This window comes from Gordonia sp. ALPHA1B1, from assembly GCF_005502615.1.
Taxonomy (GTDB): domain Bacteria; phylum Actinomycetota; class Actinomycetes; order Mycobacteriales; family Mycobacteriaceae; genus Gordonia; species Gordonia hongkongensis.
In genome coordinates, this window is the sequence record NZ_SCOC01000030.1 from 21,457 (window position 1) to 44,258 (window position 22,802).

The 22,802-nt window shown below is 69.6% G+C and carries 20 protein-coding genes and 1 tRNA gene; 10 read left to right on the top strand and 11 right to left on the bottom strand.

The genetic code is table 11. The features are described from left to right. Positions 1-11: 11 nt before the first annotated feature. On the bottom strand, positions 12-1,217 hold the full coding sequence (locus FFS52_RS17860) for a winged helix DNA-binding domain-containing protein (RefSeq protein ID WP_137810478.1): 1,206 nt from the start codon (positions 1,215-1,217) through the stop codon (positions 12-14). Between the two features lie 499 nt (positions 1,218-1,716). On the opposite strand from FFS52_RS17860, the gene FFS52_RS17865 reads away from it, so the two are divergent. Continuing rightward, positions 1,717-5,490: a hypothetical protein gene (locus FFS52_RS17865; RefSeq protein WP_137810479.1), complete on the top strand. Its 3,774-nt coding sequence runs from the start codon at positions 1,717-1,719 to the stop codon at positions 5,488-5,490. Between the two features lie 12 nt (positions 5,491-5,502). Here FFS52_RS17865 and FFS52_RS17870 read toward each other — a convergent pair whose 3' ends face one another. Then, entirely contained in the window at positions 5,503-7,140 is a 1,638-nt protein-coding gene (locus FFS52_RS17870; protein WP_171011666.1) for a carboxylesterase/lipase family protein, read from the bottom strand. Between the two features lie 72 nt (positions 7,141-7,212). Between FFS52_RS17870 and FFS52_RS17875 the strand changes: the two genes are divergently transcribed. Next, positions 7,213-7,566 (top strand): hypothetical protein, encoded by a 354-nt coding sequence (locus FFS52_RS17875; protein ID WP_058251248.1) that lies wholly within the window; start codon positions 7,213-7,215, stop codon positions 7,564-7,566. 74 nt (positions 7,567-7,640) lie between these two features. Here the strand turns inward: FFS52_RS17875 and FFS52_RS17880 are convergent. Both FFS52_RS17880 and FFS52_RS17885 read right to left on the bottom strand, forming a co-directional pair. Continuing rightward, positions 7,641-7,712, bottom strand: a tRNA-Thr gene (locus FFS52_RS17880). 68 nt (positions 7,713-7,780) lie between these two features. After that, positions 7,781-8,167 (bottom strand): RidA family protein, encoded by a 387-nt coding sequence (locus tag FFS52_RS17885; protein ID WP_137810481.1) that lies wholly within the window; start codon positions 8,165-8,167, stop codon positions 7,781-7,783. A 155-nt stretch (positions 8,168-8,322) separates the two neighbouring features. On the opposite strand from FFS52_RS17885, the gene FFS52_RS17890 reads away from it, so the two are divergent. The 4 genes from FFS52_RS17890 to otsB all read left to right on the top strand — a co-directional run bounded on the left by FFS52_RS17890 (position 8,323) and on the right by otsB (position 12,473). Next, positions 8,323-9,819, top strand: coding sequence for a threonine/serine exporter family protein (locus FFS52_RS17890; protein WP_137810482.1), 1,497 nt, complete (start codon positions 8,323-8,325; stop codon positions 9,817-9,819). Between the two features lie 164 nt (positions 9,820-9,983). Continuing rightward, positions 9,984-10,154, top strand: a complete 171-nt coding sequence (locus FFS52_RS23720) for a hypothetical protein (protein WP_165630609.1) — start codon at positions 9,984-9,986, stop codon at positions 10,152-10,154. A gap of 46 nt (positions 10,155-10,200) precedes the next feature. Then, on the top strand, positions 10,201-11,688 hold the full coding sequence (locus FFS52_RS17895) for a trehalose-6-phosphate synthase (protein WP_171011667.1): 1,488 nt from the start codon (positions 10,201-10,203) through the stop codon (positions 11,686-11,688). Further along, the gene (gene otsB / locus FFS52_RS17900; protein WP_137810484.1) at positions 11,685-12,473 is read left to right on the top strand and encodes a trehalose-phosphatase; all 789 of its coding nucleotides are present in this window, start codon (positions 11,685-11,687) and stop codon (positions 12,471-12,473) included. The genes FFS52_RS17895 and otsB overlap by 4 nt, the downstream gene beginning before the upstream one ends. 158 nt (positions 12,474-12,631) lie before the next feature. Here otsB and FFS52_RS17905 read toward each other — a convergent pair whose 3' ends face one another. From FFS52_RS17905 to FFS52_RS17915, 3 genes are read right to left on the bottom strand one after another with little or no spacing between them, the layout of a single operon-like run. Beyond that, positions 12,632-13,747, bottom strand: a complete 1,116-nt coding sequence (locus tag FFS52_RS17905; protein WP_137810485.1) for a putative zinc-binding metallopeptidase — start codon at positions 13,745-13,747, stop codon at positions 12,632-12,634. Positions 13,748-13,751: 4 nt separating this feature from the next. Continuing rightward, positions 13,752-14,561: a transglutaminase-like domain-containing protein gene (locus FFS52_RS17910; RefSeq protein ID WP_065631517.1), complete on the bottom strand. Its 810-nt coding sequence runs from the start codon at positions 14,559-14,561 to the stop codon at positions 13,752-13,754. A gap of 58 nt (positions 14,562-14,619) precedes the next feature. Then, positions 14,620-15,747, bottom strand: coding sequence for an ROK family transcriptional regulator (locus FFS52_RS17915; RefSeq protein WP_065631518.1), 1,128 nt, complete (start codon positions 15,745-15,747; stop codon positions 14,620-14,622). A 38-nt stretch (positions 15,748-15,785) separates the two neighbouring features. Here FFS52_RS17915 and FFS52_RS17920 point away from each other — a divergent pair, with 38 nt between their 5' ends. Then, entirely contained in the window at positions 15,786-16,550 is a 765-nt protein-coding gene (locus FFS52_RS17920; protein ID WP_137810486.1) for an SDR family NAD(P)-dependent oxidoreductase, read from the top strand. Here the strand turns inward: FFS52_RS17920 and FFS52_RS17925 are convergent. Next, a complete protein-coding gene (locus FFS52_RS17925; protein ID WP_212743645.1) occupies positions 16,547-17,803 on the bottom strand; it encodes an Ig-like domain-containing protein in 1,257 nt (418 codons plus the stop codon). The genes FFS52_RS17920 and FFS52_RS17925 overlap by 4 nt on opposite strands. Positions 17,804-17,866: 63 nt before the next feature. Continuing rightward, positions 17,867-18,469, bottom strand: coding sequence for an XRE family transcriptional regulator (locus tag FFS52_RS17930; protein ID WP_137810487.1), 603 nt, complete (start codon positions 18,467-18,469; stop codon positions 17,867-17,869). Positions 18,470-18,516: 47 nt separating this feature from the next. Between FFS52_RS17930 and FFS52_RS17935 the strand changes: the two genes are divergently transcribed. Further along, the gene (locus tag FFS52_RS17935; RefSeq protein WP_137810488.1) at positions 18,517-19,410 is read left to right on the top strand and encodes a class I SAM-dependent methyltransferase; all 894 of its coding nucleotides are present in this window, start codon (positions 18,517-18,519) and stop codon (positions 19,408-19,410) included. Next, positions 19,407-20,384, top strand: a complete 978-nt coding sequence (locus tag FFS52_RS17940) for an NAD(P)/FAD-dependent oxidoreductase (RefSeq protein ID WP_137810489.1) — start codon at positions 19,407-19,409, stop codon at positions 20,382-20,384. The genes FFS52_RS17935 and FFS52_RS17940 overlap by 4 nt, the downstream gene beginning before the upstream one ends. 33 nt (positions 20,385-20,417) lie before the next feature. On the opposite strand, the gene deoC is transcribed toward FFS52_RS17940, so the two are convergent. After that, complete coding sequence (gene deoC, locus FFS52_RS17945) at positions 20,418-21,095, bottom strand: deoxyribose-phosphate aldolase (protein ID WP_171011668.1); 678 nt, start codon at positions 21,093-21,095, stop codon at positions 20,418-20,420. A 27-nt stretch (positions 21,096-21,122) separates the two neighbouring features. Between deoC and purU the strand changes: the two genes are divergently transcribed. Further along, positions 21,123-22,019, top strand: a complete 897-nt coding sequence (gene purU, locus FFS52_RS17950; RefSeq protein WP_137810490.1) for a formyltetrahydrofolate deformylase — start codon at positions 21,123-21,125, stop codon at positions 22,017-22,019. A 516-nt stretch (positions 22,020-22,535) separates the two neighbouring features. Here purU and FFS52_RS24055 read toward each other — a convergent pair. Then, on the bottom strand, positions 22,536-22,664 hold the full coding sequence (locus tag FFS52_RS24055) for a hypothetical protein (RefSeq protein WP_264186680.1): 129 nt from the start codon (positions 22,662-22,664) through the stop codon (positions 22,536-22,538). Positions 22,665-22,802: the final 138 nt, after the last annotated feature.

Here is a 22,802-nt window from a genome sequence, read left to right on the forward strand (position 1 = left end):
GAGGCGTCGACCTACAACCCTTTCGCATACGGCGCGGTGTAGCCGGTCTTCAGTGGTTCGTCCCCCAGCCATGCCGCGAGCTCCTCGGCCCGGGCATCGAGCGCCCGTCGCGCTTCGGAGGACAACGGTTCGAGCGGGACGACGTCGATCGTCGAGTCGGCGCGGCGATACCAGCCACCGACGATGCGACCATCCCACCAGGCGGTCTGGCCACCGTTGCCCGCGGAGTCGAAGACCTGCGGCGCGTGGCCGCCGAGATAGAAGCCGCGCTCCTTGTAGCCCATGGTGGTCGGGTCGAGTTCCGGCAGGAGCACAGCCTGCGGTTCGACCGGCTCGTCCCCCGTGCCGTCGACCCCGGTGCCCTCGGGTAGATCATCGGGTAGGACGTGGCCGACTCCGCCACCCTCCAGGTCGACCTGGACGGTCTCGAGTTCGGCGAGGGCCGCGCGCACCGCGGTCTTGGTCGACCCCAGCCACCACACCAGGTCCGTCTCGGTGCCGGGTCCGTAGGTCCGCAGCCAGCGTCCGATCAGCGCGCAGTGCCCGTCGTGGACGCTCATCGACGGCAGATCCTCGCCGAGCCAGAGCGGCATGGACGTCCACGCCGGCCGCGACAGATGCCAGCGCAGCCGGTTGGGTCCGCGGACGATCGCCCCCTCGGCGTCGAGCATGTTGAGCACGCGCGGCCCCATCGGGGCGCGGCCCGCCCACGTGGTGCCCGCGCCGTGACTGATGTAGCCGTCGAGCGCGGGCAGACGCTCGCGGAGTTCGGTGGAGGTCAGCGACTCGCCACCGGCGAGTTCGGCCAGGACCGCCCGCCGCGCGGTCTCGATCCAGCCCTCCGGGTCGTCGAAGTCGGGACTGCGCCGGAGGTCGCGCAACATGTTGGTGCGTTCCGACGCCGAGATCCGCGGCCCGAGGGCTCCGACGGACTCGGCCAGGATGTCCCGCGGGAAGACGAACAACGTGCGACGCATCGCGAGGTGCTTGACGAGCGTCCGGTCGTCGTAGAGGGCGGCGTCGACCGACTCGCGCGAGAGCTCCGGATCGACCCGGGCCCATGCGGCGAGGTGGACGCTCGACGGTGTGGTCGCGTGCAGACCGACCATCGTGGCAGCGGCTTCTACGGAGTCGGCAGCTCGAGACGAGACATCGAGGTGTTGCCGGCGCATGAGGCGAGTGCGGCGTTGCGAGTCGGAGATCAACAGGCGGCTCATCGCACGGGCACCCGGGGTCGTCGCATGGACAGATCGTAGTGATCGAAGCCGACAGCCCGGGTGACCCGGCAGGCGAGGAGGGGACGCGGGTGCCGGAGACCGCCGACCCCCGTCGACCCGGTGTCCGGCACCCGCGCGGTCGTGTGGGCCGAACGACACACAGCCCCCGACGGGCAGTGCTTCGCGACACTTTCGGTGTGTCCTTCGACCGACGCAACCTGTGCGTTTCCCGACCCCCGTCGAGTTGCGCCCCACCAGCAGACCCCACGAACGCGACCCACTCCACCCCCGTTCCGGAAACCGGTACATAAGCGCAGATCAAGCCGCTAACGGACTATCCGGACCGGACAGAACCGGTTCCGGATCCGCTTGCCACGTCCGGTGATCCGCGGTCCGCGGTGTGGCCGTCACCACATCGGATCGCCGATGGTGGCGCGGCGGGATCGGCTATCGCATGATGGTGCGGTCGATCTGTCGGGGCGAGCACAAGGACAGCTGAGTGGATTTCGGTCAGGCACTCACGCGTCTGTTCGTGCAAGCGGGACGTCCCACGCTGCGCGCCGCGGCGACGCGGGCCCGGGTCTCGGCGCAACGGATCAGTGACTGGCGCAACGGCCGTCATCTCCCCCGCGACTTCGCGACGGTCGAACCGCTGCTCGTCTGGCTGACCGCCCGCGCCGTCGCCGCCGGGGCCGACGACGTCCTGACCATCCCGCAGTGGCGGGAGATGTGGGACCGCCGGACGCCCGACGAGACCCCCACAGCCGAGCCGCCCGCACCGCAGCATGCCCGGCCGTTCCCCGGCCTCGCCACCCTGACCGCGGCCGACAGTCAGATGTACTTCGGCCGGGACGACGTCGTCGGCACCCTTGTGGATGCGATCCTGTCGGCCCGCTCCGGACCGCCACCGCTGTCCCCCGCGTCGCGACTGGTGGTGGTCACCGGGGTCTCGGGATCGGGCAAGTCGTCGCTGCTCCGTGCCGGCCTCGCCCGGGACACGCGATTGTCGTCGCCCCGACTCGGCGAGATCACCCCGAGCGGGCTCGTCATCGCCGACCCGGACGAGCCGGGCGCCACCGATGCGCCGGCCTCGACGACCGGGGACCCGGTCATCGTCATCGACCAGTTCGAGAACGTCTTCTCGCTCGAGGACCCGCTTCGGACCGAGACGCTGCGCGAGGTCGAAGAACTGGCGTCCGACGTCGTGGTCGTGGTCGGCGTGCGAGCCGACTTCTTCAGTCAGTGCGTCGAGCATCCGTTCCTCGCCGATGCGTGGCAGCACCGCTGCGTGATCGTCTCGGAGATGACCCGCACGCAGTTGCGCGAGGTGATCACCGCGCCCGTCCGACTCGCCGGCGGCCGCATCGAGACCGGACTCGCCGACGTGATGATCACCGAGCTGTACGAGGCGTCGACCGGCGGTGACCGCGCCGGCCGCCTGCCGCTGCTGGCGCACGTTCTCCAGGCGACCTGGGCACGCCGCACCGGCAACCGCATGACCCTATCCGGGTACCGGGCCACCGGCGGTATCGCCCGCGCGGTCGCCGACACCGCCGAGACGGCCTGGGCGGCGATCGATCCGCGTCATCGGGATCTCGCACGCGCGGTCCTCCTCGCCCTGGTGCACGTCGGCCCGGCCGGCATCGCGCTGCGCGTGCCGCTGTCCACGGCGACCATCGCGAACCGGTTCCCGCCCGAGGTCGCGACCGTCATCGACGAATTCGCCCAGGCCAGGCTGCTCACCGTGTCCACCGACTCAGTGATGCTCGTGCACGACGTGGTGCTCACCGCCTGGCCACGTCTGGCCGAGTGGATCGCCGACGACACCGACAACCACCTCTGGCGCCAGCAGGTCGACGCCGACACCGCGGCGTGGCTGGCCAACGGGCGCGGCCGGTCGTTCCTCTACACCGGGTCGCGCCTCGAGGACGCCAAGCGCCGGCGACGAACCCTGCGCAGCGACTACCTGCATCTGCTGAGCAACGAGAACGACGCCTTCCTCGACGCGGCGGTCGCCATGCAGCAGCGGCGCCGCATCACGCGCGTCGGCGCGGTGTCGGTGATCGTCGTGCTGGCCATCGCGGCGTCCATCACCGCCGCCATCGGCTTCCGACAGGCCCACGACCTGCGCGAACAGCGCAACGCCGCCGAACGCTCGGCTCTGTTGTCGCACATCGACAGCATGCAGTACTCCAACCCGTCGCTGGCCGCGCGACTGTTGCTCGTCGCCCACGAGGTCTATCCCGACGACCCGACCGTCCAGAGCCGTCTGCGCGGCGCCGCGACGACGCCCCTGGTGGCCCCGCTGACCGGCCACACCGGCCCGGTCTACGACCTGTCCTTCAACCGGACGGGCACGCAGCTCGCCTCGGCGAGCGGCGACCGGACCGTGCGCGTCTGGGCCCGGTCCGGCTCGTCGGACTATCGCGAGGTGGCGGTCCTGCGCGGCTTCGGCAACTACGTCACCAGCACCGACTTCCACCCGACCCGGCAACTGCTGGCGAGCAGCAGCGGGGACGGTTCCGTCCGGATGTGGGACCTGGGCGACGCACCGAACCCGCGGCTGGCGACGACGGTGTCCCCGGGCCACGGCACCGTCTACATGGTGCGGTTCTCCGCCGACGGCCGGACCCTGGCCGCATCGTCCGACGACGGCACGATCACGATGTACGCCGTCTCACCGACCGGAGCGATCCGGGAGACGGCCGTCCTGCGCGGCCACACCGCCGCGGCGCGCACCCTCTCCTTCAGCCCCGACGGACGCGTCCTGGCCAGCGGCGGCGACGACCGGACCGTCCGGCTGTGGACGACCGGCGAATCGCCGCAGCCGCTGGGTGGGCCGCTGACCGGCTTCCCCAGCATCACCCATGCCGTCGCGTTCAGCCCCGACAGCCGCTCGCTGGCAGTCACCGGCGACAGCCCGAACACCCAGCTGTGGGACGTGGCCGACCCGCTCGCACCCCGCCCGCTGAGCACGTCGCTGCCCAACAGCACGGCCGGGTCCTGGTCGATCGCTTTCGACGGTCCGGGTGCGCAGTTGGCCTCCGCCCGGGCCGACGGCCTGGTCCGGGTGTGGAACACCGCCAACACGGCCTCGCCGATCCTGCAGTGGGCGCTGCAGACGACCTCCGAACAGGGCTCGGTGCGGACCTTCGCGGCCCGGTTCGACCCCAGCGGCCGCCAACTCGTCTCCGGCCGCTCCGACGGGACGATCGACGTCTGGAGCCTGCCCGGCCGAACCGAACCCGACCGGGGCGGGACCATCACCGGCGTGGACACCGACGACGCGCAACGAGTCCTGGCAACGGTCGGCGCCGACACCACCCTGAACCTGTGGACGATGTCCGACGGCCTCACGCTGCGATCGCGCACGCCCATCCAGCGCCGGGTCAACGACCATCCGCGCGTCAGCCTCAACGGCCCCGGCACCCTCGCCGCGACCGCGAACAACAACGGCGGGCTCGTCGAGCTGTGGGACATCACCGACACCGCTGCCCCGCGACGCGCCGCGGCCCTCGACGTCGCCACCCGCTATTCGTTCCCGGTCGCCTTCGCGCCGTCGGGCGATCTGCTCGCGACCGGAGACACCGACACGACCGTGGCCCTGTGGGACACCTCGGTGCCCGGCTCCCCGCGACGCGTGGGCGCACCGCTGCGCGGGCCAACCGACCTCATCCGCAATGTCGCCTTCAGCTCCGACGGCTCGCGGCTCGCGGTCACCTCCGACGACAAACGCGTCTACCTGTACGACCTGACGTCGCCGGGCGCGGACCCGGTCGACGTCATCACCACCGAAGCGCCGGCCGCCCAGTCCGTATTCGACGGCGATGTGCTGGTGGTCGCCTCCCGCGACCTCTCCACGTGGCGGCTCCCGCCGGCCGGCACTGATGCCGAACCCGAACTGCTCGACCGGGAGGAGGACATGTTCGCCTCGACGGTGTCCGTCGCGCCGAACCGCCTCACGGTGGGTACCGCGACGCACGAGCTGATCAGTTTCGCCCTCGACGACGACGGCCGGCTCACCGACCCGCAACCGGTCGGGACGCTGCTCGCGACCACCGACACGACCACCACCTGGCAACTACCCGCCCGACTCCCCACCGACGAGGACATCATCTCCGGCGGCGACACCACCGGGAACGTCTACCTGCACACGCTCGATCTCGACGAGGCCCGCGACTGGATCTGCGCCAGCACCGCACCCGTCACCGACGCCCAGCGCGACGCCTATCTCCCGCACATCGACGTTCGTGCGGACTGCCGTCGGGACTGAAGCCGTTGCGGCTCAGCGGAAGCCGAGCACCTCGTCGCCCCACGCCTCCCAGATGTCGCCGTCGAGGTTCTGCACGACCCGATCCTCGGCGTCGATGCGCAGCACCGGGCGATGGCCGGTGTCGTAGGTCGGCCAGGGATCCCCGAGCGCCCCGGCGTCCGGCTCCTGACCGTGTGCGAATGCGGTCCACCGTCGGATCATCCTCTCCGACACCGCTTCTCCCTGCTTACGTCCGCCGAGCAAGAACGTGATGTCCTTCGGCCCGTTGCCCAGATTCCCCCACACGTACGGGACCTCGGTCGCATGGGCGGCCCCCAGACCGAGCAGCCGGAACATCCGCGTCGTCCAGTCGTAGCGGTACACATAGACCGGCGCCGAACGCGCATGCGCCTCCGCGAGCCACAGCGTGGGCATGCGGAACGCCACGTCACGGGCCACGCCGAGCCCGGTGACCTTCGGGCGCAGACCGGAATACGCGGAGAGCACCTGAGCACGTTCGGGCAGGACGACGTCCGGATACTCCTTCGCCATCCCGGCGAACATGCGCTCGATGTCGGCGGTGGTGATCGGCATCAGCGGCGACTTCATGTATTTGAAGAGATTCGCCTCGTCGCGGTTGGTCCCGATGATCAGCGGCACCGGATGCGCCCGACCCGCGCGATAGACGTCGAGGGGATGTTCGGGCAGCAGATCGCCGTCGATGACCGGCGCGAACGCGATGGTCCCCGGCACCTCGGTGGGGACCCTCTCGAACAGCGTGGTGGTGATCACCGAACACGTCATGCCGTCGAGTTGTTCGAGACGCCCGACGATCTCGCCGGTGTCGAGTTCACCGGCGTCGATCCCGGCGACCTCGAGCAGTTGGTCGGCGACCCGCGCGGCCCGGTCGGCGCCGTACATCGACGTCACGGGCGAACTCTGCGCGATGGCCCGGCCGAAGAGCCCGGCCGCGGCCGGCATGGTGAGCAGCGCGGTGACCAGTCCCGCGCCGGCCGACTCGCCGAACACCGTCACCTTGTCGGGGTCACCGCCGAAGGCGGCGATGTGCTCGCGGACCCAGCGCAACGCCGTGAGCACGTCACTGAGGCCGGCATTCGACTCGAACCGCGGGTCGATGGACGACAGGTCGGCGAACCCGAGCACGCCGAGCCGGTAGTTCAGCGTCACGACGACCACGTCGCCGGTGGCGGCGAGGTTCGAACCCTCGTAGAACGGCTGGGCTCCCGACCCCAGCACGTAGGCGCCGCCGTGCAGCCACACCATGACCGGGAGTCCGACGGCGTCGTCGGCGTGCTCCGCGGCCCCCGGCGGGGTCCAGACGTTGAGGAACAGGCAGTCCTCGTCCATGACCACATCGGGACCGAGACGCACGGCGGGGTTGAGTTGTTGCGGGCAGACCGCGCCGAAGGTCGAGGCGTCCACCACGTCCTCGGGCGCATCGGCCTCCTCGAGGGGAACCGCACGGCGCCAGCGCAACTGCCCCACGGGCGGGCGGGCGTACCGGATGCCCCGCCACACGTCGGCCCGTTCCCCGGCGACCCCGCGGAAGGTGCCGACCCGGGTCTGGGCCGTTGGGCGGGTCCCGTCCGGAGCCACGCCGTCGGTCGGGGACGTCGAGTTGGCGGAGGTGCCCGGTTCGTCGTGCTTCATCCGTCCATCGTGCACCGTGAACCTGTTCTCGTAATCCAGAACTCGGCCGTGTCTGCTGGGTATGGTGACCGCATGGAGCTACTACGCAACGTCGTAATCTTCCTGCACATCATCGGCTTCGCCGTGACCTTCGGCGGCTGGGTCACCCAACTCGTGGCTCGCGAATTCCGGTTCACCCGCGTGATGGACTACGGACTGCTGCTCTCCCTGCTGACCGGGCTCGCGCTCGCAGCGCCGTGGCCGGCCGGTATCGAGCTGAACTACCCGAAGATCGGCATCAAGCTGGTGATCCTGCTCGTCCTCGGCGGAATCCTCGGCATGGGCAGCGCTCGGCAGAAGCGCACCGGCGAACCCGTACCGCGCGCCCTCTTCTGGTCCGCCGGCGCCCTGTCCTTGCTCGCCGCGGGCCTCGCCGTCATCTGGTAGCCCCGGCCGGCGAGCCGAACCCGCGAGACGACAGACGCCGCGCACCGGAAGAGGTGCGCGGCGTCTGTCGGGAGAGCCCCCTGTCGGGATTGAACCGACGACCGCTCGCTTACAAGGCGAGTGCTCTACCACTGAGCTAAGGAGGCGCGCGAGCGAGTATATCCGTCGGACCTCTTCCGCTTCATCCGCACCCGGCGGACCGGCCGGGCCGCGATCAGCCCCGGATGGCCGCGACCGCTTCGATCTCCACCAGCTGATCGTCGTAGGCGAGGACCGAGACGCCCAGCAGGCTGCCGGCCGGCTTGTGGTCGCCGAACGCCTCGGTCACCGCGTCCCACGCGACCACCAGATCGGCCTGCAGGTGTTCGGCGACGAAGACGGTGACCTTCGCGACGTCGCGCAGCGTCGCGCCGGACTCGATCAGCGCGGCCTCGAGGTTTCTCATGCACTGCACGGCCTGTTCGCGAACGTTCCCGGGTGCGACGGTGGCGCCGTCGTCGTCGATGGGGGCCGCACCGGCGGTGAAGACGAGACTTCCGGGACTCACCATGGCACTGCGGGTGTGGCCGTCTCGCGGACCGTTGATCTGCACCGAGGACATGCCGCGATCGTAGACGAGCAACCCCGGTCACCACCGCCGTCGACCCTGCCGGAGTCGTCCGGACGGACGAGGTGTATCCAGTCTCCTGTCAGGGTTGAACCGGCCGGGTGTCGGTTACCCCGCGAGCACTCCACCATCGACCCGAGGAGGCCTGCGTGCGCGAACAGATCGGCCGTGTCCTGCGTCGGCTCAGCGGCAGCCGGCAGGCGACGATCGACACCATCGAACCGGGCAGCATCATGGTGTCGCCACGTAAGCCGATCGAACCGTTCGACGTCGCGGCGATCACCGAGGTCCTCGATCTCGCCACGAAGATCGGGGCGGTGCTGCTCGACTCGGGCACCGGGGCCATCGACACCCAGACGCAGATCAAGTTCGTCGCCGGCGTGTACGGCCTCGAGGACGTCGACGTGGATGTCACCTACAACACGATCGTCGTCAGCGCGCGGCGCGGCGCGACGCTCCCGCCGATCACGACCATGGAGCAGGTCTACTACCGGTCGATGGACTTCACCCGGCTCGCGCAGGTCGACCGGCTCGTCCGCCGCATCCGCGATTCGTTCATCAGCCCGTCCACCGCGCACCAGATGGTCGACGAGATCATCACCGCGCCGCACCCCTATCCGCACTGGCTGGCCACGACCGCCTGGGGGATCATGGCGTCGGGCATCGCGGTGCTCCTCGGCGGCGAATACCTCGTCGCCGCGCTCGCCTTCCTGACGACCGTGGTGACGGTGACCGTCAACCGCTGGCTCAACCGCATTGGGACACCGGTCTTCTTCCAGCAGCTGACCGGCGGTTTCATCGCGGTGGTCCCGGCCGCCCTGGTCTTCGCCGCGGCCGAACGACTCGGTGTGCAGATCGCGCCGTCGCAGGTCATCGCGGCCGGCATCGTCGTGTTGCTCTCGGGGTTGTCCCTCGTCGGCTCGGTCCAGGACGCGATCACCGGCGCACCGATCACCGGTGTCGCCCGGTTCTTCGAGTTGCTGCTGATGACCGGCGGCATCATCGCCGGCGTCGGCGTCGCGATCCGAATCCTGGAGGCGGGCGGCATCTTCCTGCCCACGATCACCACGACCACCAGCTTCGAGGTCGTCGAACTGCCGATCCGGGTGATCGCCGGCGCGGTCGCCGCCTGCGCCTACGCGCTGGCCAGCTACGCCGAGACGCGCGCCCTCGGCGTGGCGTTCCTCGGCGGTTTCATCGGCACCGCGGTCGCGGCGGCCTCGACGTTCACCGACATCGGCGACGTCATCGCCAACGGTCTCGCGGCGGCGTTCGTCGGACTGATCGGCGGCCTGCTGGCACGCCGCGCGTTGACCCCGCCGCTGGTCGTCGCGGTGGCCGGTATCACCCCGCTGCTCCCCGGTCTCGCGGTGTATCGCGGCCTCTACGGCATCCTCGGCGACCAGACCCTCGACGGATTCACCTGGATCGCGAACGCGCTGGCCATCGGCTGCGCCCTCGCTGCGGGGGTCACGCTGGGCGAGTTCGTCGCCCGGTCGCTGCGTCGCCCTCAGCTGCCACCCCGTCCGGACTGGCGCCTCCGCAGAAGGATCGCCCTGCGCGAAGCCCGTGAGGCGCGGCAGGCCGACGCGGCGGCACGACGGGCCCGGGCGAACCGGTGGCGACCGCCACCGCCGCGTCGCTGACGCCGGACGGGTGGCCGTGAGCACCGGCGATGTCCGGGTAGAATGCGGAGTCGGGCGTGTCATCGGACGGCCGCTCAAGTCAGCAACGGACCGAGACACCGCACGGCTGCGCCTCGTCACCGCGCACCGAACCGCACACCATGCCGCACAACGAGGGGACTCACATGCCCGCGAAGACCACCGACGCGACCGACATCACCGACGACGAACTGGAGCCGGTGGCCGACGAGACCGCCAACTCGGCGCGCCGAGTCGTCGCCGCGTACGCCACCGACGCCGACGAGTGCCGGATGCTGTTCGCCATGCTGGGGATCGCGCCGGGCGAGAACGCCTGAGCAGGTGGCTCCGCGCGCAGGAGAAACCAACCCCGACACCGGCGGAGTGACCGGCACCGACCGGTCCACCCATGACGGGGCCGAGTTCGTGGTCGTCGCGAACCGCCTGCCCGTCGACAAAGAGGTCCTTCCCGACGGCACGGTCAACTGGAAGCAGAGTCCGGGCGGACTCGTGACCGCGCTCGAGCCGATCCTGCGCGCCAACACCGGGGCCTGGGTCGGCTGGTCGGGCATCCCCGACTCCGATGACAACCCCGACATCGAGGGCATCGACATCCACGCGGTCCCGCTGTCGGCGCAAGAGATCGCCGAGTACTACGAGGGCTTCTCCAACGCCACCCTGTGGCCGCTCTACCACGACGTCATCGTCAAGCCCGAGTACCACCGCGAGTGGTGGAACACCTACGTCGAGGTGAACCGGCGCTTCGCCGAGGCGGCCTCGCGAGCCGCGGGCGAGGGGGCCGTCGTCTGGGTGCAGGATTACCAGCTCCAACTGGTGCCGAAGATGCTGCGCATGCTGCGGCCCGACGTCAAGATCGGCTTCTTCCTGCACATCCCGTTCCCGCCGGTCGAGCTGTTCATGCAGATGCCGTGGCGGACCGAGATCGTCGAAGGACTGCTCGGCGCCGACCTCATCGGATTCCACCTGCCGGGTGGGGCACAGAACTTCCTCTTCCTCGCCCGACGCCTCGCCGGGCAGGCCACCAGCAAGGGCACCGTCGGCGTGCGCTCGCGCTTCGGCGTGGTGCAGGTCGGTTTCCGCACCGTGCGCGTCGGCGCGTTCCCCATCTCGATCGACTCCGGGGAGCTCGACGCACTGTCCAAGACCCGCAAGATCCGGGAGCGCGCCGCCGAGATCCGCCGTGAGCTGGGCAATCCGAAGACGATCATGCTCGGCGTCGACCGGCTCGACTACACCAAGGGCATCGACGTCCGGCTCAAGGCCATCTCCGAGTTGCTGGCCGAGGAGCGACTCGATCCCGCCGACACGGTCATGCTGCAGCTCGCGACGCCCAGCCGTGAGCGCGTCGAGAGCTACAAGCAGATGCGCGCCGGTATCGAGCAACTCGTCGGGAACATCAACGGCACCTACGCGAGCGTGGGCCAGCCGGTCGTGCAGTACCTGCACCGTCCGGTGCCGCGTGAGGAACTCGTCGCCTTCTTCGTCGCGGCCGACGTCATGCTGGTCACGCCTCTGCGTGACGGCATGAACCTGGTCGCCAAGGAGTACGTGGCCTGCCGGGGTGACCTGGGCGGCGCGCTCGTCCTCAGCGAGTTCACCGGCGCGGCAGCCGAACTGCGCTCGGCCTACCAGGCCAACCCGTACGACCTCGACGGCGTCAAGGACGCGATCGAGGCCGCGGCCGAACAGAGCGAACACGAGGGCAGGCGGCGGATGCGCGCGCTACGCAGGCAGGTCCTCGCACACGACGTCGCGAAATGGGCGGAGAGCTTCCTCGGCACCCTCGGTGCCGACTCCGACACCGAACTGTCGCCCAACCGGGGTGTTCATCTGGTGGACGAGCCCGAGTGAGCCACACCGGGATTCCCGCCGAACTCACCGACGCGCTGGTCCGGGCCGCCGGCGTGGGGGTGCTGCTCGTGGCCAGCGACTACGACGGATGCGTCTCGCCGATCGTCGCGCGTCCCGAGGACGCCGTCCCCGAACCCGCGTCGATCGACGCTCTCGTCGCCGCCGCGGCACTTCCCGACACCGTCGTCGCCGTGGTGTCCGGCCGCGAACGGGCCGTGCTCGCGGAACTGTCCGGCCTCACTGCCCCGGTCGTGCTGGTCGGTAGTCACGGCAGTGAGTTCGAGTCCGGGTTCGCGGTCGAGGTCACCGACGAAGCGCGCGCACTGTTGACCCGCCTGATCGACGAGTTGCGTGCCATCGCAGCAGAATTCCCGGGCAGCACCGTCGAGGTCAAACCGGCGAGCACGGTGCTGCACGTGCGCAACGCGTCGGCGTCCGACGCCGTCGCCGCGCTCGATCGCGCCCGCACCGGCCCGGCCTCCTGGCCGGGGGTGCACACCACCGAGGGCAAGGCCGTTCTCGAACTCGCAGTGATCGAGACCAGCAAGGGCCACGCCCTCGACACCCTGCGCGCGGCCGTCGGCGCCGACGCGGTCATCTATCTCGGCGACGACGTGACCGACGAGAAGGCCTTCGCCCACCTGCGTCCGCAGACCGGTGACATCGGCATCAAGGTCGGTGAAGGTGACACCGCCGCCGACTATCGCATCGCCGACACCGACGATGTGGCAACGGTTCTCGCGTTCGTGGCCGAGCAGCGGGCGCGGACGGCCTCGGCTCGCTAGTGGTGTGTCTTGGAAATAGGTGGCCGGTATCCGGTGGAGCGATCGGTGGTCTGGCAAGGCGGAGGAGGGAGGGATAGCGGAGCTATCTCGACCGACGACAACGCAGCCAGGCGCCGATCGAGCGCCGGAGACCAGTCGCCTATTTCCGAGACGCACCACTAGGCAGGCTGGCCGGGTGCGACGACGAGCGGGTCCGTCGTCATCGCCCGCCGCGCACCCTCCCGGATCACCTCGTGCACGAAGCCGAGTTTGCGCACGACGGGCTCGGGGATGGTGAACGGATAGAGCGGCCGGCGCCCCATGGCCACGTTCACCCGGTTCAACATGAGCGACAACCACTTCCAGTCGTACAGCAGCCGTTCGATCGGCTCGTCGGCGTATGACCGGAGCGGCACGATGTCACGGTCCATGGTGAACCGGACCTGCTGCGCGTCGAGATTCAGCCCGGATTCCCGGGCGGTGTCGATGGTCCCGGTGATGTGGAGGTAGTGCGCGAAGCACTCGGCGAAGTCTTCCCACGGATGCATCGTGGCGTACTCGGAGATGTACGACTCCCGCCAGTTCTCGAGTGCCCCGAACCGATAGTGGCGGTTGATCGCGTCGGCGTAGCTCGCGCGTTCGTCGCCGAACAGGTCCCGACACCGGTCGAGGTAGCGTTCCGCACCCGGGCCGGTCTCGACGAGGACGTGTTCGTAGTAGTGCCCGGTCTCGTGCCGGAAGTGACCGAGCATGGTGCGGTACTGCTCGCCGAGGTCGACCCGCAGGCGCTCCCGATAGGCGTCCTGGGTCTCGGCGAGGTCGATGGTCACCACCCCGCCCGCGTGCCCGATCATCACCGGCCGGCCGAGGGTCTGACTCGACAACAGGTCGAAGGCCAGGCCGCCCTCGGTGCGCCAGAACGGCTCCACCGGCAGACCCAGATCGACGAGTTGGTACACCAGCAGCCGCAGATCGAACGAGGCCGGCGCGAGCTTCTCGAGCGCGATGGTGTCCTCGGCGTCGGGCTGACGCCGGATCAGCGACTCGGGGAAACACCGACCCCGCAGGCCGATGCTGCCCTCGGTGACCTCGGCGAGCGTCAGCCAGTTGCATTGCGTCCGATCCCGATTCGCACACCACACCCACAGGGCACCGCCGATCTCGACCCCCTCCTCGCCGACCGCGTACAGCGACCGCGACGGCAGGTGCACGCCCATGGTCGTCGCACAGTTCGGGCAGGTCTGACGATCGAAGCCCGACAACGCATTGCAGACCGGACAGGTGAGCGCATGCACGCGCTCACCCTATCCGGACGCGCGCATTCCCGTCGTCGATCGGAAGCTCGCCGCGCACCGTCGCCGTCACTTCGTAGGAGTTGAGGTTGATCGACCCGCGATGGTTGTCGAGGAACGCGGTGTCGGCGGCATCGCGGCCGGTCGAGATCCGCACGAGGCTCTGACGTGGGGCGAGCCCGGTCGCGTCGACCACCACCCACTCACCGTCGACGATCGCCTCGGCGACGGCGTGGAAATCCATCGGCGAACACCCTGGGGCGTACACCGCGACGAGGCGGGCCGGGATGTTCAGGGCCCGCAGCAGCGCGACGACGAGATGCGCGTAGTCGCGGCAGACCCCGGCACCGGCGAGCAGGGTGTCGGCGGCGCCGTCGATGGGGTCGGAAGTCCCGGGGATGTAGCTGAGGCGGTCCGAGACGTATGCGGCGACCTGGTTCAGGATCTCCCCGTCGGGCAGCGATGCGTCGAACTGACCCGCGGCGAAGCCGAAGAACTTGTCGCACTCGGCATATCTGCTGGGCCGCAGGTACGTCGAGCGGTCGGTGATGTCGACGGGCAGCGGATCGGCGGGCGTGAGGACCGACGCCCGGTAGTCGATGGTCAGCAGACCCCGCTCGAGCTGCAGCCGATGGATCCGGGAACCGTGCGGCCCGATGATCTCCTCGGGCGTCACCGACTGTCCGTCGAATTCGACCTCGAGTTCTTCTTCCAACTGGAGGCCGGGCAGTCGGGCTACGGTGATCTGCATCTCCAGTTCGGTGGGGTCGTCGACCCGCACCTCGAGCCGTGCGGATACATCGCGGGGCAGCGTCATGGACACACCGTAGGGGATGCGTGCGACGACGGCAGAGGCAGGCGGGCCGACGGCCTGTCTACAGCGTCGCCATCGCCGCGATCGGATCCGCGTAGATGACGCTGAGCGCCACCACGACCGCCGCGCTCTCCTGCACGCGCACACCGAATCTCGACGGCGCGATCTCCAGCGGCCAGGTCAGCGTGGTCGCCTCGTCGAAGGCCGCCTGCACCGGCGCGAGCCCGTGCGGGTGTGCGGCGAACGCGTCGCCGGCCACGACGATGGCATCGGGGTTGATCACATCCCGGATGAGCGCGACCGACTCTCCCAGCACCCGGGCCCGCTCGTCGGCGATCCGAGCGGCCGTGGGGCTGATCCTCAGCCGACGCGCCGCGACCTCCGCGGCGTCGTTGCCGATGACGTTCTGCAACCGGACCCGGGTGAGCCCGGGGGCGAGCACCGGAGCCGTGACCGGCAGATGCGCGATGGTGCCCGCGCCACGCTCCGGTACGTGCACGCGGCCGTCGAGAGTCATTGCCATCCCGGCCGTTTCGCGGGCGTAGAAGAACAGCCCGGAACCCCCGTCGTCGCGCGGATGCGACAGGAGCAACTCGGCGGCCGCCATCGCCTCGACGTGCTCACAGACCGACACCGGCGTGTCGAGGCTCCCGGCAAGTGTTGCGCCCACGGCGAGTTGATGCCAGCCCAGGACCCGGTGGTTCACCACCCCGGTCTCGGCATCGACCGCGCCACCGACCGCGACACCTCCCCACAGCACCCGCCGCCCGCTGAACCGGGCGGCGAGTTCGGCGAGCAGTCCGCTGAGGTGCGCGAGCGCGTCCTCCTGATCGCCGGTCGGCGTCAGCACGGCGTGACTGTGCAGTGTGCGGCCGCCGAGGTCGGCGATGACGAGCACGGTCCGGCGGGCGCCGATGTGCATACCCGCGACGCACAGCGAGTCGCGGTCGATGGTCAGCGGATTCTTGGGCCGGCCAATCGCTTTCGGCCCGGCGAGATCGGGGCGTTCGACGACCAGACCGTGAGCGGCCAGCGCGTGCACCTGACGGTTGATGGTGGCCGGCGACAGACCCGTCGTCGCGGCGAGCTGATCCCGCGTCACCGGTCCGCCGACCCGGATCGCATGCAGTACCGCCGCCGCCGGGGTGGAGGTCAGTTGCAGCGCCGCCGGGATCACTCCCCCACTCATGCGACGAATGTAGCAGCGCGGTCCGTAAGGTTGAGCCCATGAGCACCGACACCGCCTCCCAGTCGACGGACAACCGACCGATCGCCGTGGTCACCGGCGCCAGTTCGGGGATCGGCGCGGCCACCGCGCGTCAGCTCGCCTCGCAGGGCTTCCACGTGGTGCTGGGGGCGCGCCGGATCGATCGGGTGACCGCGCTCGCCGACGAGATCGGCGGCACCGGAAGGCAACTCGACGTCACCGACGAGCAGTCCGTGGCCGCCTTCGTCGACGGCCTCGACACGGTGCACGTGCTGGTGAACAACGCCGGTGGCGCCAAGGGTCTCGACCCCGTGTCAACCGCCGACCTCGACGACTGGCGCTGGATGTGGGAGACCAACGTCCTGGGCAGCCTGCGGGTCACCAAGGCGTTGCTTCCCGCGCTCATCGCGTCGGGTGACGGCCTGATCGTCTCCGTCACCTCGATCGCGGCGTTCGAGGCCTACGACAACGGCGCCGGTTACACCTCGGCGAAGCATGCGCAGGGTGTCACCCACCGGACGCTGCGCTACGAACTCCTCGGGAAGCCTGTCCGGCTCACCGAGGTCGCACCGGGCATGGTCGAGACCGACTTCTCCCTCGTCCGCTTCGAGGGCGACCAGGAACGCGCCGACAAGGTCTACGAGGGCCTGACACCGCTCGTCGCCGAGGACGTGGCCGAGGTCATCGGGTTCGTCGCGTCCCGGCCGCCGCACGTCAACCTGGACCAGATCATCCTCAAGCCGCGCGATCAGGCCTCGGCCCGGCGGAACATCAAGACCGGCTAGCGCGGGGCCGGGGCGTTCGAGGTGGGCGCCCCGCTGGGCGTCGCCGGGACCGAGGTCTCGCGGACCTCGCCCTTGATGGCCGACATGCCCTGCCAGGTCTCCCAGTCGTAGATCCAGTCGTAGATGTCGCCGTCGGCCTCCGACAACGCGATCCGCGTCCCGGTCACCTCCACCGGGTCGCCGTAGACCGCGACACGGAAGTAGCGTTCGGCGTCGGCCTCCGACAGGTTGATGCATCCGTTGGTGACGTTGGCCGATCCCTGCACGTTCACGGTCGCCGGGTTCGCGTGGATGAACTCGCCGTTGTTGGAGATCCGCACGGCCCAGCGTTCGCGGATGTTGAAGTAACCCGCGGCCGGATTGCTCATGAAGAACTCTTCGTACTTCTCGGTGACCACGTGGATGCCCGAGCGCGTGACGTTCCGGTCGAGGTCGCCGCCGCCGTAGCTGCACGGCAGCGCCATGAGTTCGACACCGTCGCGGAGCACCACGATCCGGTGCGAGGACTCCTCGGCCTTCACCACCTGGGCCCGCCCGATGGTGAAGTCGCTGGTCACGTCGGCCGCTCCATAGGCACCGCCGCCGTGGTCGAGGCCGTACAGCTTGGCTGCCATGCTGACCTTCGTCCCGGGTGCGTAGTACTCGCGGGGTCGCCAGTGCACGCGGGAGCCGTTGTCCTCGCCCAGCCACGCCCACGACCCCTCGGTGGGTGGTGTGGTGGTGACGGTCAGCGCCCGCTCCACGGCCTCCTTGTCCTCGACCGTCCCGTTGAACTTCAGGATGATCGGCGCCGCGATGCCGACCTCCTGACCGTCGCCGATGTTGACGACGACGTTCACCTGACTCGACGGCTGCAGCGTGGTGAACGTCCCGGCGACCGGCACGACCTTGCGATCGAGACCCACCGCCGTTCCGCTCCAGGTGTATTCGGTGCCGTAACCGAGGGGCTCGCTGATCGTGTAGGTCGTCCGGTCCTCCGACAACTGACCCTTCACCACGACGCCGCGCGGGTTGGTCAGCTTCACGTCGGGGTTCAGGGAACCGTCGGTCGCCTTGACCGAGAACTCGGCGGTCGGGGTGGCCGGCTCGGCATCGAGGGCTGGGGTGAACGTCAGGGTGACCGGCGGGTCGGCCGGTGTGTCGTTTCCGGGGCCGAGGCCGGAGCCGGAGCAGGCCGCCACCGCGACCCCGAGCGCTCCGACCCCGGCCGCGGCGAGCACGGAGCGTCGGTTCACCGAGGTCTGGGGAGTCATCACCGCAACAACAGTACCGATGCGCCGCCTCGCATCGGTGGTGTGCGGCCGCGGGGCAGGTGGTCAGGCGTCCGGGGCGTCGTCGTCGCGCGCCGCGGGTCCGGTTCGCACGGACGGCAGGTGCGCGCGCTCGCCGGCGTGGTCCATCATCGACAGCACCTCCGCCGGGCCCTGATAAGCGCAGATGGCGTGCGGGATCATCGTCGAGAACTCCGCGGCGTCACCCTCGGGCACGAGGATCGTGCGGTCGCCCAGCCACAGCCTCACGGTTCCCGACAGCACCGTGAACCATTCGTAGCCCGGATGGACGCGCAGGTCACCGACGGGTTGCTCGCGGTCGAACCGCATCTTCGCCACGGTGACACCCTGTGGGGCGTTCTCCCGCGAGAGCAGCCACATCGTCATGCCCTCCACCTCGTGTGGCTGGGGCCGGATCACGACATCGGTGTCGTCCGCCGGTTCGACCAGCTGATCCAGGGTCGTGCCCAGCGCGCGGGCGATCGGCACGAGCTGGTCGAGCGCCACCCGCCGATGCCCGGTCTCGATCCGACTCAGTGTGGACGGCGACAGATAGCACCGGGCGGCGAGCGCGTCGAGCGTCCAGCCCCTGGCGATGCGGAGGCCGCGGATGCGCTGGCGGACCACCGCGTCGAGTTCTTGCGTCATTGGCAAGATGCTATGCCATCCAGGCATGGCGGCGCTACCGTGAGGTCATGACCAGCACGCACCATCCCCATCCGACCGGCGGACATCACGAGCACGCGAACCACACCGACCACCACAACCACGCCCGGCTCGCCGCGGTCCTCGACCTCGACGCCGAGCTCATGGCCGACTACCTCGAGGACGCCTCCCGTCTCGTCGCGGAGACCCTGGGGCGCGTACCCGCGCGCATCGCCGATCTCGGGGCGGGGACCAGCACCGGCACCGAGGCGCTCGCCCGCCGCTTCCCACAGGCCTCGATCCTGGCGGTCGACGGGTCGTCCGACATGGTCGCGCTCGTCGAACGACGGGCACGGGAGGGCGGTTTCGACGATCGAGTGACCGCCGTCGTCGCCGATCTCGACGACGGACTGCCGCCGCTCGGAACGCCCGACGTCGTGTGGGCGGCGATGTCGCTGCATCACATTGCCGATCCGCAGCGCCTGTTGCGGGAGGCCGCGACCTCGCTCGGACCGGACGGCATCGTCGTGATCACCGAAATGGCGGGCGTCCCGCGTTTCGTCCCTGCTCACGAGGACGCCGAACTGCTCGGGCTGCAGGACCGCTGTCAGACCGCGGCCGCCGGGGCCGGATGGGAGGCGCTCGTGGACTGGACCGACGCGTTTGACGACGTCGACTACGAGGTACTCCGCGCCGAGACCGTTCACGTCCGGCGCAGCGACCCGAGCCAGTCGGTCGCGCAGTACGCCCGGCACTGGTTCGCCCAGTTCCGGCATCGCTTGGCCGACGCCCTCGATCCCGCCGACCTCGCCCTGCTCGACGACCTGACCGAGGCAGACGCGCGGAATCGTCTCGATGACCTGACCCTCGCCGCCGGACGATTCCTCTGGGTCGCCCGGCCGCGCACCTCCTCCATTCCCACCTCCGAGAGCGAGCAACGATGACCAACTCCTCATCCGCCCAGAAAGACTCCCTCACAACCGAATACGACGTCGCCATCGTCGGCGGCGGAGCTGCCGGACTCAGCGCCGCGACCGTCCTCGCGCGATCCCTGCGCAAGGTCGTGGTCATCGACGCGGGGCAACCGCGCAACGCACCGGCGGCCGGCGCCCACAATGTGCTGGGGCAGGACGGGATCGCACCCCTGGAGCTACTCGCCCGCGGTCGGGCGGAGGCGACGGGATACGGCGCCGAGATCCGTTCCGGCACAGTCGTCGACGCGGCCGGCACCGTCGACGACTTCACCCTGCGGCTGTCGTCCGGCGAGGTCGTCGCGGCCCGTCGCCTCATCCTGGCGACCGGCCTGGTCGACGAACTCCCCGACCTCCCCGGCGTCGCGGAGTTGTGGGGACACGATGTGCTGCACTGCCCGTACTGCCACGGCTACGAGGTCCGCGGAACACGCATCGTGCAGATCGCGACGAGCCCGATGTCGGCGCATCAGGCACTGATGTTCCGCCAGCTCAGCGACCGGGTGACCGTGGTCGCGCACGATCCCGACGCCCTGTCGGACGACGACCGGTCGCACTTCGCCGCGGTCGGCATCGACATCGTCGACGCCCGCGTCGAGCGCGTCCGGACGCGCGCGGAGAACGGTTCTGCCCACCTCGACGGCCTGCTCCTGACCGACGGCACCGTGGTCGAGGCCGACGCGGTGGTCGTCTCGCCGCGATTCGTCGTCCGCGGCGACCTCTACGAGCGACTCGGCGGCACCCTCGACGACGGCCCGATGGGCGGGTTGGTCGGGACCGGCCCGATGGGCGAGACCGCGTTGCCGGGCGTATGGGCGGTGGGCAACACCACCACCGTGCATGCGATGGTGACCGTCGCCATGGGCGAGGGCGTGTCCGCCGGTGCCGCGGTCAACGCCAGCCTGGTCATGGCCGACCTCGACGCCAAGGTCTCCGCCCTGGCGTGACCGACGCCGGGCCGCAGGTCCGCGGCCGGCCGCCTAGTCGGGGAATCCGTCGAGCACGGCGGCCGACGCGGACAGCCCGAGCCGGGTCGCCCCCGCGGCGATGAGCTCGGCGGCCGCCTCGGCGGTCCGGATGCCACCGCTCGCCTTGACTCCCACCCGGTCGCTCACCGCGGCACGCATCAGTCGCACCGCCTCGACGCTCGCGCCGCCCGCGGGGTGGAACCCGGTCGACGTCTTCACCATCGACGCACCGGCCCGCTCGACGCGGCGGCACACCTCGGTGACGGTGTCAGGCCCGGCGAACTGCAGCAGCGCGGCCGATTCGATGATCACCTTCAGGAGGGTGTCGTCGCCGACGGCCTCCCGGACGGTCAGGACGTCGGCGAACACCTCGTCGAACCGGCCGTCGACGGCCGCACCCACATCGATCACCATGTCGATCTCGTCCGCCCCGGAGTCGACGGCCAGACGCGCCTCGGCCGCCTTGACCAGCGAGTGGTGTTTCCCCGACGGGAACCCGGCCACGACACAGGTCCGCAGTTCCCCGGTGTCGGTCGGCAACATCGACGGCGAGAGGCAGACGGCGAGCACCCCGAGCCGCGCGGCCTCGGCGACCGTGGCCTCCGCGTCGGCCCGGGTCGCCTCGGGTTTGAGCAAGGTGTGGTCGATGATGGCGGCGACGTCGCCGCGTCGCAGGTCCTTGTTCGTCACACCGACGAGCTTGGCACACTGACTGTCGTGGCCCCCGCACAGACGATCCCGACAGACCAGACCGAGCGCCGCTACGTGCTGACGCTCGGCTGCCCCGACCGCACCGGCATCGTGGCGCGGATCTCGACCTTCCTCACCGATGTCGGGGGCTGGATCACCGAGGCGGCCTATCACTCCGACGAGGAGACCGGGTGGTTCTTCACCCGCCAGGCCATCCGCGCGGATTCGGTGTCGTCGACCGCGGACGAACTGCGCGCACGCTTCGCGTCGGAGGTGGCCGCCGAACTCGGACCCGAAACGGATTGGCGCCTCACCGATTCGCGGGAGACGAAGTCCGTGGTCCTCCTGGTGAGCAAGGAGACCCACTGCCTCATCGACCTGCTCGGACGTGCACATCGTGGAGAACTGCCGGCGGCCATCCGGGCGGTCGTCGGCAACCACCGCGAACTGGAAGACCTGGCCACTCGGTTCGGCATCCCGTTCCACCATGTGCCGTTCGCGAGCGAGCGCAAGGCCGAGGCCTTCGGCGAGCTGGGGCGGATCGTCGAGGGTTATGACCCCGACGCCGTGGTGCTCGCGCGCTTCATGCAGATCCTGCCGCCTCAGCTGTGCGATGCGTGGGCCGGGCGGGCCATCAACATCCACCACAGCTTCCTGCCCAGCTTCGTCGGTGCGCGGCCCTACCACCAGGCCTTCGCGCGCGGGGTCAAGCTGATCGGAGCCACCTGCCACTACGTCACCGCCGACCTGGACGCCGGACCCATCATCGAACAAGACGTGGTCCGCGTGGACCACAGCGACTCGGTCGCCGACATGGTCCGCCAGGGTCGCGACATCGAGACGCTGGTGCTCAGCCGAGGCCTGCGGTGGCATCTCGAGGACCGGGTGCTCGTCCACGGACGTAAGACCGTCGTCTTCAATTGAGGGCCCCACACAGCGAACCGCCCCGCGACTTCCGTCGCGGGGCGGTTGCAAAGTCTGGGCACTCAGCCGGCGGGGGTCTCTTCCTCGCCACCGAGCGAACCGGTGACCAGGTTGCCGATGATCTCCTCGATAGCGCCGGAGATGCCACCCTCGATTGCGTCAGACATATCTGCTCCCTTCGTCATCGGTGAGATTGTTCGTCGATCACCGTCCGCTCTCACCCGTGCGTCGGCTCGACGCCGACGTTACATATTCATTTCGGGAATGTCTCCCCTATCAGCGAAACCCGCCTTCGCATATCGCAACAATCGGACCCACGAAAACAGCGTCATCCCAGCTGAAAGCGCAACATTGCCCGAATTGAAATCATGGGAAATCGAATGTGAACACCCTTGAAATGCATCGAAAATGCAAGGTGCGGGTGCCTGCGTCGAATCTTGACTCGGCCCAGAAACAGTTCAGCAGTTGATGCCGTCGGGGCCATCAACTGCTGAACCGGTGGTGAGTCGGGTCGATTCAGGTCTCCGAATCGCTGCCACCGAGCGAACCGCCGCCGATCGAACCCGCGTCACCGAGCCCGCCGATGATCGCCTCGACGGCACCTCCGATCGCACCCGCGAGACCGCCCTCGACTATGCCTGCCATATCCGCCTCCTCTGATGATGGTGAGATGCCTGAGTGCCGGTCGCGCGTCTCACCTGGTCACACGACTCGGGGGCGACGTTACAGACCGATCACGGAATCGTCCTGCGATATGAATAATTCTTGGTTTGGGTTCTCAAA

Bases quoted from the DNA above. Each gene is read 5' to 3' on its own strand.
- FFS52_RS17885 (WP_137810481.1), bottom strand. From the start codon at position 8,167: ATGTCCTCGGTGCAGATCAACGGTCCGCGAGACGGCCACACCCGCAGT.
- FFS52_RS17930 (WP_137810487.1), bottom strand. From the start codon at position 18,469: ATGACGCAAGAACTCGACGCGGTGGTCCGCCAGCGCATCCGCGGCCTC.
- FFS52_RS17940 (WP_137810489.1), top strand. From the start codon at position 19,407: ATGACCAACTCCTCATCCGCCCAGAAAGACTCCCTCACAACCGAATAC.
- FFS52_RS17870 (WP_171011666.1), bottom strand. From the start codon at position 7,140: ATGAAGCACGACGAACCGGGCACCTCCGCCAACTCGACGTCCCCGACC.
- FFS52_RS17935 (WP_137810488.1), top strand. From the start codon at position 18,517: ATGACCAGCACGCACCATCCCCATCCGACCGGCGGACATCACGAGCAC.
- FFS52_RS17875 (WP_058251248.1), top strand. From the start codon at position 7,213: ATGGAGCTACTACGCAACGTCGTAATCTTCCTGCACATCATCGGCTTC.
- FFS52_RS17915 (WP_065631518.1), bottom strand. From the start codon at position 15,747: ATGAGTGGGGGAGTGATCCCGGCGGCGCTGCAACTGACCTCCACCCCG.
- FFS52_RS17910 (WP_065631517.1), bottom strand. From the start codon at position 14,561: ATGACGCTGCCCCGCGATGTATCCGCACGGCTCGAGGTGCGGGTCGAC.
- FFS52_RS23720 (WP_165630609.1), top strand. From the start codon at position 9,984: ATGCCCGCGAAGACCACCGACGCGACCGACATCACCGACGACGAACTG.
- FFS52_RS17920 (WP_137810486.1), top strand. From the start codon at position 15,786: ATGAGCACCGACACCGCCTCCCAGTCGACGGACAACCGACCGATCGCC.
- FFS52_RS17925 (WP_212743645.1), bottom strand. From the start codon at position 17,803: ATGACTCCCCAGACCTCGGTGAACCGACGCTCCGTGCTCGCCGCGGCC.
- FFS52_RS24055 (WP_264186680.1), bottom strand. From the start codon at position 22,664: ATGGCAGGCATAGTCGAGGGCGGTCTCGCGGGTGCGATCGGAGGTGCC.
- FFS52_RS17860 (WP_137810478.1), bottom strand. From the start codon at position 1,217: ATGAGCCGCCTGTTGATCTCCGACTCGCAACGCCGCACTCGCCTCATG.